This window comes from uncultured Oscillibacter sp., assembly GCF_950073225.1.
Taxonomy (GTDB): domain Bacteria; phylum Bacillota; class Clostridia; order Oscillospirales; family Oscillospiraceae; genus Oscillibacter.
Window position 1 is genome coordinate 33245 of sequence record NZ_CATMPS010000021.1, and the last position, 14471, is coordinate 47715.

General features: G+C 63.5%; 10 protein-coding genes and 1 pseudogene. 5 read left to right on the forward strand and 6 right to left on the reverse strand.

The genetic code is table 11. The features are described 5' to 3' along the window. Positions 1-44: 44 nt before the first annotated feature. The 3 genes from ppdK to Q1M04_RS10790 form a co-directional block, all read right to left on the reverse strand. On the reverse strand, positions 45-2672 hold the full coding sequence (ppdK, locus tag Q1M04_RS10780) for a pyruvate, phosphate dikinase (RefSeq protein WP_297999120.1): 2628 nt from the start codon (positions 2670-2672) through the stop codon (positions 45-47). 268 nt (positions 2673-2940) lie between these two features. Continuing rightward, the gene (locus Q1M04_RS10785; RefSeq protein WP_297999121.1) at positions 2941-4140 is read right to left on the reverse strand and encodes a dicarboxylate/amino acid:cation symporter; all 1200 of its coding nucleotides are present in this window, start codon (positions 4138-4140) and stop codon (positions 2941-2943) included. A 113-nt stretch (positions 4141-4253) separates the two neighbouring features. Further along, positions 4254-5549, reverse strand: coding sequence for a serine dehydratase subunit alpha family protein (locus tag Q1M04_RS10790; protein ID WP_297999124.1), 1296 nt, complete (start codon positions 5547-5549; stop codon positions 4254-4256). Between the two features lie 232 nt (positions 5550-5781). On the opposite strand from Q1M04_RS10790, the gene Q1M04_RS10795 reads away from it, so the two are divergent. The 4 genes from Q1M04_RS10795 to Q1M04_RS10810 all read left to right on the forward strand — a co-directional run bounded on the left by Q1M04_RS10795 (position 5782) and on the right by Q1M04_RS10810 (position 9060). Next, positions 5782-6621 (forward strand): BadF/BadG/BcrA/BcrD ATPase family protein, encoded by an 840-nt coding sequence (locus Q1M04_RS10795; protein WP_293280279.1) that lies wholly within the window; start codon positions 5782-5784, stop codon positions 6619-6621. After that, complete coding sequence (locus Q1M04_RS10800; protein WP_297999127.1) at positions 6621-6926, forward strand: hypothetical protein; 306 nt, start codon at positions 6621-6623, stop codon at positions 6924-6926. The genes Q1M04_RS10795 and Q1M04_RS10800 overlap by 1 nt, the downstream gene beginning before the upstream one ends. 174 nt (positions 6927-7100) lie before the next feature. After that, positions 7101-8012 carry a sugar phosphate nucleotidyltransferase gene (locus Q1M04_RS10805; RefSeq protein ID WP_297999130.1) on the forward strand — a complete coding sequence of 304 codons (912 nt, stop codon included), beginning with the start codon at positions 7101-7103 and terminating at the stop codon, positions 8010-8012. Between the two features lie 178 nt (positions 8013-8190). Beyond that, positions 8191-9060 carry a GDSL-type esterase/lipase family protein gene (locus Q1M04_RS10810; RefSeq protein ID WP_204791508.1) on the forward strand — a complete coding sequence of 290 codons (870 nt, stop codon included), beginning with the start codon at positions 8191-8193 and terminating at the stop codon, positions 9058-9060. A gap of 77 nt (positions 9061-9137) precedes the next feature. Here Q1M04_RS10810 and Q1M04_RS10815 read toward each other — a convergent pair whose 3' ends face one another. Next, positions 9138-10478 carry a 2-hydroxyacyl-CoA dehydratase gene (locus Q1M04_RS10815; RefSeq protein ID WP_297999132.1) on the reverse strand — a complete coding sequence of 447 codons (1341 nt, stop codon included), beginning with the start codon at positions 10476-10478 and terminating at the stop codon, positions 9138-9140. Positions 10479-10485: 7 nt separating this feature from the next. Then, entirely contained in the window at positions 10486-13395 is a 2910-nt protein-coding gene (locus Q1M04_RS10820) for an acyl-CoA dehydratase activase (RefSeq protein WP_297999134.1), read from the reverse strand. Positions 13396-13617: 222 nt separating this feature from the next. Here Q1M04_RS10820 and Q1M04_RS10825 point away from each other — a divergent pair, with 222 nt between their 5' ends. Then, the gene (locus Q1M04_RS10825) at positions 13618-14184 is read left to right on the forward strand and encodes an epoxyqueuosine reductase QueH (RefSeq protein ID WP_297999136.1); all 567 of its coding nucleotides are present in this window, start codon (positions 13618-13620) and stop codon (positions 14182-14184) included. A 158-nt stretch (positions 14185-14342) separates the two neighbouring features. Here Q1M04_RS10825 and Q1M04_RS10830 read toward each other — a convergent pair. Continuing rightward, positions 14343-14471: pseudogene (locus Q1M04_RS10830) on the reverse strand (electron transfer flavoprotein subunit alpha/FixB family protein); the annotation flags it as partial.

Here is a 14471-nt window from a genome sequence, read left to right on the forward strand (position 1 = left end):
GGGAGGCGCGCCTTTATTCGATTCACGCGGCTTTAAGGCTTTGCTCAGGCTTCCTTAATCGCCGCCTGGGCAGCCGCCAGACGGGCGATGGGCACGCGGAAGGGGGAGCAGGACACATAGTCCAGCCCGGTGCGGTGGCAGAACTCCACGCTGGAGGGATCGCCGCCGTGCTCGCCGCAGATGCCCAGGTGCAAATCGGGATTCGCGCCCCGGCCCAGCTTCGCCGCCATCTCCACCAGACGGCCCACGCCGGTCTGGTCCAGCTTGGCAAACGGGTCGTTCTCATAGATCTTCCGGTCATAGTAGGCGTCCAGGAACTTCCCGGCGTCGTCACGGGAGAAGCCGAAGGTCATCTGGGTCAGATCGTTGGTGCCGAAGGAGAAGAATCCGGCCTCCTTGGCAATTTCGTCGGCGGTGATGGCCGCGCGGGGAATTTCGATCATGGTGCCCACCAGGTACTTCATGTCGGATCCGGCTTCCTTGATGATGGCGTCGGCAGTCTCTACCACCACGCCCTTGACGTATTTCAGCTCCTTGACCTCGCCCACCAGGGGAATCATGATCTCGGGGACCATCTTCCAGTCGGGATGCGCGGCCTGGACCTTGAGGGCGGCCTTGATAACGGCCCGGGTCTGCATGGCGGCGATCTCGGGATAGGTGACCGCCAGGCGGCAGCCGCGGTGGCCCATCATGGGGTTGAACTCATGGAGCCCGGCGATGATGGCCTTGATATCCTCCACGGTCTTGCCCATATCCTGGGCCAGCTTGGCGATGTCGGCCTCCTCGGTGGGGACGAACTCGTGCAGGGGGGGATCCAGGAAGCGGATGGTGACGGGGCAGCCCTCCATGGCCTCGTAGATGCCCTCGAAGTCGCTCTGCTGCATGGGTTCCAGGCGGGCCAGGGCCTTCTCCCGCTGCTCCAGGGTGTCGGAGCAGATCATCTCCCGGATGGCGGGGATGCGGTCCTCATTGAAGAACATGTGCTCGGTGCGGCACAGGCCGATGCCCTGGGCGCCGAACTTCCGGGCCTGGGCGGCGTCGTGGGGCGTGTCGGCGTTGGTGCGGACCTGGAGGCGGCGGTACTTGTCCGCCCAGCCCATGACCCGGCCGAACTCGCCGCCGATGACGGCGTCCACAGTGGGGATGGCTCCGTCGTAAATCTTGCCGGTGGAGCCGTCCAGGCTCAGCCAGTCGCCCTCGTGATAGGTCTTTCCGGCCAGCTCAAACTTCTTGTTTTCCTCGTCCATCTTGATCTCGCCGCAGCCGGAGACGCAGCACTTGCCCATGCCCCGGGCCACCACGGCGGCGTGGGAGGTCATGCCGCCGCGAACGGTCAGGATGCCCTGGGCGGCCTTCATGCCCTCGATGTCCTCGGGAGAGGTTTCCAGGCGGACCAGGACCACCTTCTCGCCCCGGGCGGCCCACTCCTTGGCCTCCTCGGCGGTGAAGACGATCTTGCCGCTGGCGGCTCCCGGAGAAGCGCCCAGGGCGTGGCCCACCACGGGGGCGGCCTTTAGGGCCTCGCTGTCAAACTGGGGATGCAGCAGGGTGTCCAGGGACCGGGGCTCGATCATGGCCACGGCCTTCTTTTCGTCAATCATGCCCTCGTCCACCAGGTCGCAGGCGATTTTCAGGGCGGCGGCGGGGGTGCGCTTGCCGTTGCGGGTCTGGAGCATGTAGAGCTTGTTGTTCTCCACGGTGAATTCCATGTCCTGCATATCCCGGTAGTGGTCCTCCAGGATCTTGCAGACGTTCTCGAACTGGCCGAAGGCCTCGGGGAACTTCTCCGCCATCTGGCTGATGGGCATGGGAGTCCGGACGCCGGCCACCACGTCCTCGCCCTGGGCGTTGGTCAAAAACTCGCCGAAGAGCTTCTTCTCGCCGGTGGCGGGGTTCCGGGTGAAGGCAACGCCGGTGCCGCAGTCGTCGCCCATGTTGCCGAAGGCCATGGACTGGACGTTGACGGCGGTGCCCCAGGAGTAGGGGATGTCGTTGTCCCGGCGGTAAACGTTTGCACGGGGGTTGTCCCAGGAGCGGAACACGGCCTTGATGGCGCCCATCAGCTGCTCCTTGGGGTCGGAGGGGAAGTCCACGCCCAGCTTGGCCTTATACTCGGCCTTGAACTGGCCCGCCAGCTCCTGGAGATCCTCGGCGGTCAGGTCCACATCCTGGGTGACGCCCTTCTTTTCCTTCATTTCGTCAATGAGCTGCTCGAAGTACTTCTTGCCCACTTCCATAACGACGTCGGAGTACATCTGGATAAAGCGGCGATAGCAGTCCCAGGCCCAGCGGGGGTTGCCGGACTTGCGGATCAGCACCTGAACCACGTCCTCGTTGAGGCCTAAGTTCAGGATGGTATCCATCATGCCGGGCATGGAGGCCCGGGCGCCGGAGCGGACGGAGACCAGCAGGGGGTTCTCCAGGTCGCCGAACTTCTTCCCGGTGATTTCCTCCATCTTGGTGATATACTCCATGATTTCGGCCATAATGGAGTCGTTGATTTTCTGGCCGTCCTCATAATACTGGGTGCAGGCCTCGGTGGTGATGGTGAAGCCCTGGGGGACAGGCAGGCCGATGTTGGTCATCTCGGCCAGGTTCGCGCCCTTGCCGCCCAGCAGCTCACGCATGTTGGCGTTGCCTTCGGTGAACAGGTAGCAGTACTTTTTGCTCATTTTCATTCCTCCGTTATTTTTAGCGTTCGCTGGGCGGCGGTGCCCGCCGTCCGCTTGGCAAACGTTTGCCTAAATGCCTTACCATTATAATCGTTCATTTTCTGGAAAGCAATACATAAATAGCATAAGAAATCACCGGACATTTGAAACAATCTGCCCAAAATTAATAAGAGGGGCAGCTCCCGCCGGCTCCGGGCGGGAAAAAACCGGGCCCCCGGGTACTCCGGGGGCCTCGGCTCTCAATATGGTTTTGCGCTTTGGAGGGGGATCAGAGGTCCACGGACTTGATGGCCTGCTCCTTGATGCCGTGCTTTTCGGCGTAGCCCGTGAGGATCAGGGTCAGGGCGCCGTCGCCGGTGACGTTGCAGGCGGTGCCGAAGCTGTCCTGGAGGGCGAAGATGGCCAGCATCAGGGCGGTGCCGTCGCCGTCGAAGCCCAGGACGCCGGTGATGAGGCCCAGGGAGGCCATAACCGTGCCGCCGGGGACGCCGGGGGCGCCGATGGCGAAGATGCCCAGCAGAAGGATGAAGAGGATCATATTGCCCACGCTGGGGAGCTCGCCGTAGAGGACCTTGGAGACGATCATGATGAAGAAGGTCTCCGTGAGGGCGGAGCCGCAGAGGTGGATGTTGGCGAACAGGGGAATGCCGAACTCCACCATGTCGGAGCGGAGGCTCTTGCTCTTCCGGGCGCAGTCCAGGGCCACGGCCAGGGTGGCGGCGGAGGACATGGTGCCCACGGCGGTGAGGTAGGCGGGGCCGTAGTGCTTCACCACCTCAATGGAGCTTCGGCCGGAGTACACACCGGCAAAGCCGTACAGCGCGGCCATCCAGATGTAGTGGCCCGCCATGACGATGACGATGGCCAGCAGGAAGGCGGGGAACTGTTTGGTGATGGTGCCGTCATAGCTGAGGCCGCAGAAGGTCAGGGCGATGAAGAAGGGCAGAACAGGGATGACGACCTTCTTCACAACGCTCAGGACGATGTTCTGGAACTCCTGGAGCATGGCGGTGATGGTCCTGGCCTTGGTCCACACGGCGGCAAGGCCGATCAGGACGGAGAAGACCAGGGCGCTCATGACGGGCATGATCTGGGGAATGTCCAGCTGGAAGGCCACGCCCGGCAGCTCCTTCAATCCCTCCATGCTGGAGGCGATGGGCAGGAAGGGCACCAGGACATAGCCCGCGATCATGGACATCAGGGTAGCCAGGACGGTGCTGGCGTAGGCCACAATGATGGCCACCATCAGCATCCGGGTGGCATTGGAGCCCATCTTGGTGATGGACGGGGCGATGAAGCCGATGACGATCAGGGGCACGCAGAACATGATGAGCTGGTTCAGGACATACTTCAGGGTGACCACGATGGTCATGACGCTCTCGGGCAGGAACAGTCCGCAGACGATGCCGACGGCGATGCCGATCAGCAGCTTCAGGGGGAGGCTCATGCCCTTTTTCTCAGCGGCCATAAGGATTCCTCTCTTTCTTGTGTTGAAACACATTTAAATTCCGCTCCGCGGTCTTATTCCAGCATACGCGCGGCGGAGCCTGCGCATGCGCACGCCGGGTGGAAGCGAAGTCCTTACGCCTTGGGGGGCTGGCCGGTCATGATGCGGATGATCTCCCGGTCCGTCTCCCGCATGCCCAGACGGCCCAGGCGGCCGATGTTGGCGATGGTGTTTTCAACGCCCTTGGAGACGATGCCCTCCCCGCCCCGGAACTGCTGCTCGCTGCGGTACATGTTGTACCCCAGGAGGCCCGCGTCCACGGCGGCGGCGATTTTGGCGGCGCAGGAGGGCTTGGCCCCGTCGCAGATCATGCCGGAGATCGTCGCCAGGGCGTTGACCAGGGTGTGGGCGATCTCCTCATAGCCCCCGCCGTTCAGCCAGGCGATGGCGGCGCCGGAGGCGCACCCGGCGCTGACGGCCCCGCAGTAGGCGCTGAGCCGCCCGATGCCGGTCTTCATGTGAATGGTCAAAAGGTCGCTGAGGGTGACGGCCCGGAGGGTTTTCTCCTCGTCCGCCCCCAGGTGCTTCGCGTACTCGATGACGGGAACCGAGGCGGTGATGCCCTGGTTTCCGCTGCCGGAGACGATGATAACCGGCATCTCGCAGCCGCTCATCCGGGCGTCGGACCCGGCGGCGGCCATGGCCCGGGCGCGAATCTTGATGTCGTCGCCGTAGTGCTCCCGGAGGACCTTGCCGATGTTGGCCCCCCAGGGGTTTTTCATGCCCTCCTGGGCGATGGCGTAGTTGTAGTCGATCTGCCGCTGGACAATTTCCCGCACGTCCTCGATATCGCAGGTGTCCGCAAAGTCCACAATGGCCTCCACAGACATGCAGCTGCGGTCCGTCAGGCCCCCGGCCGCGTCCTGGGACACCACGGCTCCCGCCTCCAGCAGGGTCTCGCCGTTCTTTTCAATCAGGACGATGTTGGTGTGATAGTCCGCGATGCGCAGGCGTACCGTGTCCTCCCCGGCGGTGAGAGTGACGATGATGTCAAACACCACGTCCCCCGGCGCGGGGGCCACCCGGACCTCATGGCTCGCCAGATAGGCCTTGATCGCTTCTTTCTGTGCGTCCGTCACCTGGGAGATAACCTCCAGGATCTTTCCCGCGTCTCCCGCCACCGCGCCGGCGGCGGCGGACGCCTCGATGCCCTTCAGCCCTCCGGTGTTGGGCACCACCACGCTTTTGACGTTTTTGATGATGTTTCCGCTGGCCTCCACCAGGATTTTCTCGGGCAGGCGGCCCAGAACCTCCCGTGCCTTGGCCGCGCCGTAGGCGATTGCAATGGGCTCGGTACAGCCCATGGCGGGCACCAGCTCCTCCCGCAGGATCTGCACAAAATGGTGATAGCGCTGATCGGTTTGATTCACGTTTCTCCTCCTTTCTTTTCCTTCCCTTTCTTAGTTTGGGGCCCCCGCCGGCAAAGCCGCTGGAAGCCCCCGCCGTTTTCTGAAAACAGCTATGTTGACCATACCATTTTTGGGAAGATTTGTCAAGGAAAGCCGCCCTTTTTTCCCTCTTTCCGGGCCCTTCCAAAGTCCTGTTGACATTTCTTCCCGGATGTCCCATAATGGCAGAAGATTAACATGGGAGGACGCGCTTATGAAAACCATCCTCGGCATCGACATCGGCGGTACCACGACGAAAATCGTGGGCCTTGACTATGCCGGAACCCTCCTCTCCACCCTCCGGGTTCAGGCGGGAGATCCACTGACCAGTCTCTACGGCGCTTTCGGAAGCTATCTCTCCGGAAACGGGCTCACCCTGGCGGATGTGGAGCGGGTGGTCCTCACCGGCGTGGGGGCCTCCTACGTGCAGGGGGACATCTACGGCCTGCCCACCTGCGTGGTGGACGAGTTTTCCGCCAGCGGCACCGGCGCCCTGGCCATGAGCGGGCAGGACAAGGCCGTCGTCGCCACCATGGGCACCGGCACCGCCTTTCTCTTCGCGGAAAAGGGCCGGGGCGTCCGGCACCTCTGCGGCAGCGGCATCGGCGGCGGCACCCTGGGGGGCCTTTGCCGGAAGCTGGTGGACATGGAGCGCTTCGGCCAGATCAAGAAGCTGGCGGAGCAGGGGGATCTGGGCAAGGTGGACCTGACCATCCGGGACATCACGCCGGACCCCGCCGCCACCCTGGACCCCACCCTCACCGCCGCCAACTTCGGCAACCTCTCCGAGGACGCCACCCCCGCCGACCTGGCCGCCGGGGCGGTGAACCTGGTGCTCCAGGCCATCGGCACCATGACGGTGCTGGCCTGCCGGTGCTGCGGGGCGGACACGGTGGTCCTCACCGGCTCCGTCACCACGCTGTCCCAGGCCCAGCCCAACTTTGAGAACTTCCAGCGGCTCTACGGCATCCGATACGTCATCCCGGAGCGGGCCACCTTCGCAACGGCCATCGGCGCGGGGCTCTACAGCCTGGAACAAAAGGCGGTGGGGTGATGGACCTGGAAGCCCTGCGCCTGGCGGAGGCCTTCTTCGCCCGAAAGCCCCAGGCCCTGCCCTCTGTCCGTTCCTTCCTCCTGGGGGCCCTGGAGCGCTGGCCGGAGACGGAAATCGTCACCCAGAAATCCCAGGTGGGCCTCCGGGACCCCCGGCCCTACTGCGCCCTGACGGCCCCGGGGAAGCGCGTCAAGGCAGGCCCGCCCCCGGGGCCCTGCTGTCCCTGTTCCTCCCCCGGCCTCTGGAGACGGACCTCCTCCTTATGGCGGTGGAGGCGTATCCCGGGCGGTTCACCAACCATCTGATTCTCCCGGAGGCTCCGGAGGCTTTCCCCCCGTCCCTTTGGGACTGGACCGGCGAGGCCCGGCGTTTTCGCTGCGGAAAGGATTGAGAAGGACTCTTGCAAAATCCGGCAAACCGGGGTAACATAGAGACGGATATTACCGGGCGGCGCGCCCGGAAGACAGGAGAACACGACCATGAAACTCGCTCTGGTAATTATGGCGGCGGGCCTGGGCTCCCGCTACGGCGGCAGCAAGCAGGTGGACGGCATCGGCCCCCACGGGGAAATTCTCATGGAATACTCCATCCACGACGCCCTCCGGGCGGGCTTCGGCAAGGTGGTGTTCATCATCAAGCCGGAGATGCGGGAGATGATGGAGGCGCGCTGCGGCTATCTCCGCCGCCGGACCACACCGGACGGCAGCCCCGTGGAGGTGGAATATGCCTTTCAGGACTTCTCCTCCATCCCCGCGTTTTACCCCATCCCGGCGGAGAGAACCCGGCCCTTCGGCACGGTCCACGCCCTGCTCTGCGCGGAGGGCACGGTGCGGGAACCCTGCTGCGTCATCAACGCCGACGACTTCTACGGCTTCGACGCCTACCGCCAGATGGCGCAGGCCCTGCGCCGCCTGCCGGAGGAGGGCCGCGCCGCCATGGTGGGCTATCTTTTGAAAAACACCGCCAGCCTTCACGGCACCGTCACCCGCGGTTTGTGCGCCGGGCGGGAGGGCATTCTGGAAAGCGTCCGGGAAACCCGGAACATCCAGCTCTACCCGGACGGCTCCCTCCGGGACCTGGGGACGGGCCGGGACCTGGACCCGGACGCGGTGGTGTCCATGAATTTCTGGGGGTTCATGCCCTCCATCTTCTCCGTCCTCCGGCGGGACTTCGAGGACTTCCTCCGCGCCGCCGGAGACGATCTCCGGGCCGAGCGGCTTTTGCCCGAGATGGTGGACGAGCAGCTCCGCCGGGGAGCGTTGGAGGTCTCCCTCCTCTCCTCCGCCGGGCAGTGGTTCGGCATGACCTACCGGGAGGACCGGGAGGCCGTGGCCCAGGCCCTGCTGCGGCTCCACGAGAGCGGGGAATACCCGCGGAGCCTTCGGGACTGACCGCGGCATATCCGGCGGCGGCCCCGCGTATACTGGATAGGATTGGAAAGACGGAGACATTTTGTCACCAAAATTTTAACAAATTGTTTCGACTTTTTTCGATGGTTTTCGCGTATAATAAAAGAGAGGCTTTCCCGCACCGCGGCGGGATGACGATAGATGAGGAAGGGATACGTTTATGGAGGGAAAACGGGAACGGGTCCGCAGGCGCCGCCTGCCCGGCGTCATGGCCGCCCTGGCGGCGGCCACGCTGCTGCTGACCACCGGCGCGTCCGGCGGCACGGCGGTGAGCTCCCCGCTGGCGGAGGCGGCGGAGCCGGTGCCATACAAGGCGGCCCCCGCCGCCGGGAAAATCGGAACGGGAACGGAGGCCAGGGCCAAGGCCCTGCCGGAGGAGACGGAGTCCCTGCCCTGCCCCCTGCCGGAAACGGAGGCGGTGGAGGATACATATTTTGACGGCGCCGTCTTCCTGGGGGACTCCCGGACGGAAGGATTGTCCCTCTACAGCGGCTTGAAGACCGGGTATTTCTACACCGCCGTGGGGGCTACGGTGGAGTCCGTCTTCTCGAAGAAGAATTTTGAGACGGAGGGCGGGGAAAAGGTCCCCCTGCTGGACGCGGTGGCGGAGCAGGACTGTGACAAAATCTACATCATGCTGGGCATCAACGAGCTGGGCTGGAGCAAGGTCAAGACCTTCCACGACCAGTATGCCAAGCTTGTCGACCGGGTCCGGGCGGACCACCCGGAGGCGAAAATCGTCCTCCAGTCCATTCCCCCCGTCAGCGCCAAGCAGGAGGCCAAAAAAACCTACGTCAACAACGCCCGCATTGCCGAATACAACGGGGTCATCCAAGCCCTGGCGGAGGAAAAGGAATGCTATTTCCTGGATGTGGCGGCCTGCCTCACCGGCGGGGACGGCCTTCTGCCCAAGGACTTAAACTTCGACGGCATCCACTTGAACCCCGCCGGGTGCAAGGTCTGGCTGAACTATCTGCGGACCCACAGCCTGGAGGAGGAGGCCATCGCCGCCGCCATGAAGAAGGACTGAAGGGGCTCCACGCGCGTCAAAAAGGCAGAGACGATTCGTCTCTGCCTTTTTTCCGTCTTAAAACGCCGGGGCCGCCGTCACACCACGGCCTTGGCCCGTCTTCCCAGCCGCTCCGGGACGGGACGCTCCGCCGCGGCCCGGCGGGGCGCTTCCTCTGCCTCCGCCGCCCGCTCCGCCAGGCGCTCCCGGGCCACCGCCAGCATCAGCTTGATGCGGTTTTCCTGGTTCACCCGGGTGGCGCTGGGGTCGTAGTCAATGGGGGTGATGTTGGCCTGGGGATACAGCTCCCGGATTTTGTTGATCATGCCCTTGCCGCAGATGTGGTTGGGCAGGCACCCGAAGGGCTGGGCGCAGACGATGTTTTCATACCCCGCCCGGACCAGCTCGATCATCTCCGCCGTGAGGAGCCAGCCCTCCCCCATTTTGTCCCCGGTGCTGATCACCCCGTCGGTGAGCTTGATGAGCTCCCGGAACGGCAGGGACGCGTGGTAGCCGTTATCCTTCAAAACCTGGATAACCACGCTCTCCATTCCCTCGATGTACTTAAGCACAAAATCGGATACGTGCTTTTCCAGGAAGGTCCCGCCGTAGAGCCGGGCGGTCTCCGAGGGGTTGTAGGCACAGTACTGCACAAAGCCCATCAGCCCCGGCAGGTTCACCTCGCAGTCCTGGGAGGCCAGGAACCGCTCCAGGTCGTTATTCCCCAGGGGGGAGTATTTGACGTAGATCTCACCGACCACGCCCACCTTCACCTTGGGGACCCGGCGGACGGAGATGGCGGCAAACTCCCGGGCAATGACGGGCATGGCCCCCTTCATCTCCCGGTTGGTCCAGCCCTTGTTCTCATGAATCCAGCCGCAGATGGTATCCAGCCACTTCTCCTGCAGCCGCTCCGCGTCCCCTTTTCGGACCTCGTAGGGCTCCGTCTGGGCCCGGAGGGCCGCCAGCAGATCGCCGTAGTAGATCACCGCCAGCAGCTTGCGCAGAAGATCCAGGGTCATGGGGAAGCCGGAGTCCTTCTCCAGGCCGGAGAAGTTCAGGCTCACCACCGGCACCTGGGGATAGCCCGCCTTCACCAGGGCTTTTCTCAGCAGGTGGATGTAGTTGGAGGCCCGGCAGCCTCCGCCGGTCTGGGTGATGATGAGGGCAGTATGATCCAGGTCGTACCGCCCGGAGGCCAGGGCGTCCAGGAACTGGCCGATCACCAGCAGGGCCGGGTAGCAGGTGTCGTTATGTACGTACTTGAGCCCCAGCTCGCTGACCTGGCTGCCGCAGTTCTCCAGCAGCTCGCAGGTGTAGCCCGCCTGCTCCATGACGGCCGCCAGGATGCGGAACTGCACCGGGGCCATGTTGGGGATGAGAATCTTGTGGGTCTTCTTCATCTCCGGTGTAAATTTGGGATAGTTCAAGGCTTCCATCGTGCTCTCACTCCTTTTCATCCAAAGCGGCGAAGAGGCTCCGCAGGCGGATGCGCACCGCGCCCAGGTTGGTGATCTCGTCAATCTTCAATTCCGTGTACAGCTTTCCCCCGGCCTGTAAAATGGCCTGGGTCTCGTCGGTGGTGATGGCGTCCACGCCGCAGCCGAAGCTGACCAGCTGCACCAAATCGCAGTCTTGGTGTTCGCAGCAGTACCGGGCGGCGGCGTAGAGCCGGGAGTGGTATGTCCACTGGTTCAAAACCGTGGTGGGGAATTTGTCCACCAGGCCGGAAACGGAATCCTCCGTCACCACCGCCGCGCCGAAGCGTGTAATCAGGGTGTCGATGCCGTGGTTGACCTCCGGGTCCACATGGTAGGGCCGTCCCGCCAGGACGATGACGCGCCGTCCCTCCGCCCGGGCCTGATTCATAATCCGGGCCCCTTCCCTGCGGATCTCCGCCATGTGGTGGGCATACTCGGCGTAGGCCGCGTCCCCGGCCTCCCGGATCTCGGACCTCGAAATGCCGGGGAAATACCGCTGGAGGATGTTGTAGATTTTTTTGGTGAAGTCCTTGGGCCGGTGGAGGCCCACGTAGTCATAGATAAATTTCGTGTCCTTGATTTCCGGGCAGTTCCCGGCAATGACCTCCGGGTAGTAGGCCACCACGGGGCAGTTGTAGTGGTTGTCCCCCAGGCCCTCGTCCAGGTTGTAGGTCATGCAGGGATAAAAAACGGCGTCCAGGCCCAGCTTGGAGAGGAACTGGATGTGCCCATGGGCCAGCTTGGCCGGGAAGCAGGCAGTGTCGCTGGGAATGGTGGCCTGGCCCTTGAGGTACAGGTCCCGGCTGGAAAGGGGGCTGTGGTACACGGCAAAGCCCAGCTTGGTGAAGAAGGTGTGCCAGAAGGGCAGCAGTTCCCACATATTGAGGCACAGGGGAATCCCGATCTTCCCCCGCTTTCCGGGAACGGGCTTGTAGCCCAGGATCAGCTTCCGTTTGTAAGCGTACAGGTTCCGCTCCCCGCTGTCGGCCTTTCCGGTGACGGGGCGGTCGCAGCGGTTGCCGCTGATGAAAGTCTCTCCCCCCGCGAAGGTGTTGACGGTGAGCTGGCAGTTGTTGCCGCAGAGGCCGCACACCCGGCTCTCCGTCTCCTGGGTGAAGTTCGCCAGGGCCTCCCGGCTCAAAAGGGCGCTCACCTTCCCCGGAACGGACTTGCTCCGGCCGTAAAGGGCCGCGCCGAAGGCCCCCATGAGCCCGGCGATATCCGGGCGGATAACCTCCACCCCCATCTCCTTTTCAAAGGCCCGGAGCACCGCCTCGTTGTAGAAGGTGCCCCCTTGGACCACCACGTTCCTGCCCAGCTCCTCGGGGCTGGCGGCCCGGATGACCTTGTAGATGGCGTTTTTCACCACGGAAATGGAGAGGCCCGCCGAGATGTTCTCCACGCTGGCCCCGTCCTTCTGGGCCTGCTTCACGCTGGAGTTCATGAAGACGGTGCAGCGGCTTCCCAGGTCCACAGGCCGGTCCGCGAAGAGGCCCAGCTCTGCAAAGTCCTTCACGTCGTGGCCCAGGGCCTGGGCGAAGGTCTGGAGGAAGCTGCCGCAGCCGGAGGAACAGGCTTCATTTAAAAAGATGTTGCTGATGGCCCCGTCCTCGATTTTAAAGCACTTCATATCCTGCCCGCCGATGTCGATGATAAAATCCACATTGGGCAGGAAATGCCTTGCGGCGGTGAAATGGGCCACGGTTTCCACCACGCCGTAGTCGCCGTGGAAGGCGTTTTTCGCCAGCTCCTCGCCGTAGCCGGTGGTGGTGACGGAGGCCACCTGCAAGGCCGGATGCTCGTCGTAAAGCTGCTGGAGCACGCCCCGGATCAGGGGCACGGGATTGCCAAGATTAGGCCGGTAGTCCGTAAACAGCAGCCGGGCCTCCTGGTCGATGACCGCCACCTTGACGGTGGTGGACCCGGAGTCGATGCCGATGTGGACCGGGGCGGCGTAGTCCGGGCCGAAGGGGGCCCGGGCAACCTTCGCCCTGGCGTGGCGGGCCTGGAAGGCCGCGTATTCCTCCCGGGTCTCAAACAGCGGCGGCTGGCTCCGGTAAGTCTCGGAGGCCCCCCGCTCCCGGAGGCGGTCTGCCAGCGCGCTTAAATCGAAGCTCTGGTCGGCGTAGAACGCCGCCCCCAGGGCCACGAACAGAAGGCTGTTCTCCGGGCAGGTCCCGGCGACGCCTAAGGTTTTGTCAAAGCTCTCCCGGAGGCATTTGGAGAAGGTCAGCGGCCCGCCGAGATACAGGACGTTTCCCTTGATGGGCCGCCCCTGGGCCAGGCCCGCGATGGTCTGGTTCACCACCGCCTGATAGATGCTGGCAGCGATGTCCGTAGCCCGCGCCCCCTGGTTGATGAGGGGCTGCACGTCGCTTTTGGCGAAGACGCCGCAGCGGGAGGCGATGGTGTAGGTCTTTTCCGCCGTCTGCGCGGCCAGGTCCATCTCGTCGGCGGTCATTTTCAGCAAGGTCGCCATCTGGTCGATGAACGCCCCGGTGCCCCCGGCGCAGGAGCCGTTCATGCGGACCTCCATGCCGCCGGTGAGGAAGAGGATCTTCGCGTCCTCGCCCCCCAGCTCTATTACCACATCGGTGCCCGGGACCAGCCGCCCCGCGGCCACCCGGGTGGCGAAGACCTCCTGAACGAAGGGCACGCCCACGCTCTCCGCCATGCCCATTCCAGCGGAGCCGGAAATGGCCAGCTCCGCCCTTCCGGACGGGACATACTGCCCGGCCACCCGGCGCAGCAGCTCCTCGGACTTCTCCAAAATATGGCTGAAGTGCCGCTCGTAGGTGCTGTATACGATGTTGTCCGCGCCGTCCAGCACCACGCATTTGATGGTGGTGGACCCCACGTCAAGGCCAATCTTCAAGCCGCGCTCCTCCTTTAGGCAAACGATTACCCGCCGTCCATCCGGCAGGAACCGCAAAGTATCATATCCTTGGTATCATACACGCTTTCGACGACTTTTTCAATCGGAAATCCCTTTCAAAACTGTAAAGAACCTGTTAAAAATGGCCTGTCCGACCGGGCTTGCGGATTCTCCGGGGACGTGCTATACTCATCTTATTCACAACGAAAGCGAGGCATGACCATGAAAACCGTACTCCTCCACTGCTGCTGCGCCCCCTGCTCGTTGAGCTGCATCGACCCCCTCCGCTCCGAGGGCGTTGAGCCCGTGGCTTTCTGGTACAACCCCAATATCCACCCCTGGAAGGAGTACCAGGCCCGGCGGGACTGCCTGCTGGAGTACGCCCCCGCCATCGGCATGGAGGTGCGGGTGCGGGAGGACTATGGCTTAAAGGAGTTCTGCCGCCAGGTGGCGGGGGACATTGACCACCGCTGTACCTACTGCTACGAGCACCGGATCGAGGGAACGGCGAAGTACGCCGCGGAGCACGGCTTTTCCTCCTTCACCACCACCCTGCTGGCCAGCCTCTACCAGGATCATGAGGGCATCGTCCAGGCTGCGGAGCGGTACGCGGCGCAGTACGGCGTGGAATTTTTCTACCGGGACTTCCGGCCCAATTTCCGGGAGGGCAACCGCCGGGCCAGGGAGCTGGGTTTTTATATGCAGAAATACTGCGGCTGCGTCTTCTCGGAGCAGGACCGTTATCAGAAGCAGATCGACCGGGACAAGGAAAAATTCCTGGAGAACTGACGCAAAAAACCGTGAAGCAAACAAAAGAACGACCGAAGGGCTTGCGCCCTTCGGTCGTTTTGGTGCGCTGAGACTTCGTTGCCGTCGCTCCGGCCCGGTTCATCACCAGACAACCAGAGCGCGCGAAAGTTCTTTGGATACTTTCTTTCAAGAAAGTATCACTTCGCGGCCTTGGCGGCCCGGATGGCTTCGGTCAGCAGCGGGGTCACCTTGAAGAGGTCGCCGCAGATGCCGTAGTCCGCAATCTCGAAGATGGGGGCCGTGTCGTTTTTGTTCACCGCAATGAT

What these genes read in the sequence shown, in the direction of transcription:
- Q1M04_RS10800 (WP_297999127.1), top strand. Translation starts at nt 6,621, where the DNA reads ATGGACCTGGAAGCCCTGCGCCTGGCGGAGGCCTTCTTCGCCCGAAAG.
- Q1M04_RS10795 (WP_293280279.1), top strand. Translation starts at nt 5,782, where the DNA reads ATGAAAACCATCCTCGGCATCGACATCGGCGGTACCACGACGAAAATC.
- Q1M04_RS10825 (WP_297999136.1), top strand. Translation starts at nt 13,618, where the DNA reads ATGAAAACCGTACTCCTCCACTGCTGCTGCGCCCCCTGCTCGTTGAGC.
- ppdK (WP_297999120.1), bottom strand. Translation starts at nt 2,672, where the DNA reads ATGAGCAAAAAGTACTGCTACCTGTTCACCGAAGGCAACGCCAACATG.
- Q1M04_RS10815 (WP_297999132.1), bottom strand. Translation starts at nt 10,478, where the DNA reads ATGGAAGCCTTGAACTATCCCAAATTTACACCGGAGATGAAGAAGACC.
- Q1M04_RS10810 (WP_204791508.1), top strand. Translation starts at nt 8,191, where the DNA reads ATGGAGGGAAAACGGGAACGGGTCCGCAGGCGCCGCCTGCCCGGCGTC.
- Q1M04_RS10805 (WP_297999130.1), top strand. Translation starts at nt 7,101, where the DNA reads ATGAAACTCGCTCTGGTAATTATGGCGGCGGGCCTGGGCTCCCGCTAC.
- Q1M04_RS10785 (WP_297999121.1), bottom strand. Translation starts at nt 4,140, where the DNA reads ATGGCCGCTGAGAAAAAGGGCATGAGCCTCCCCCTGAAGCTGCTGATC.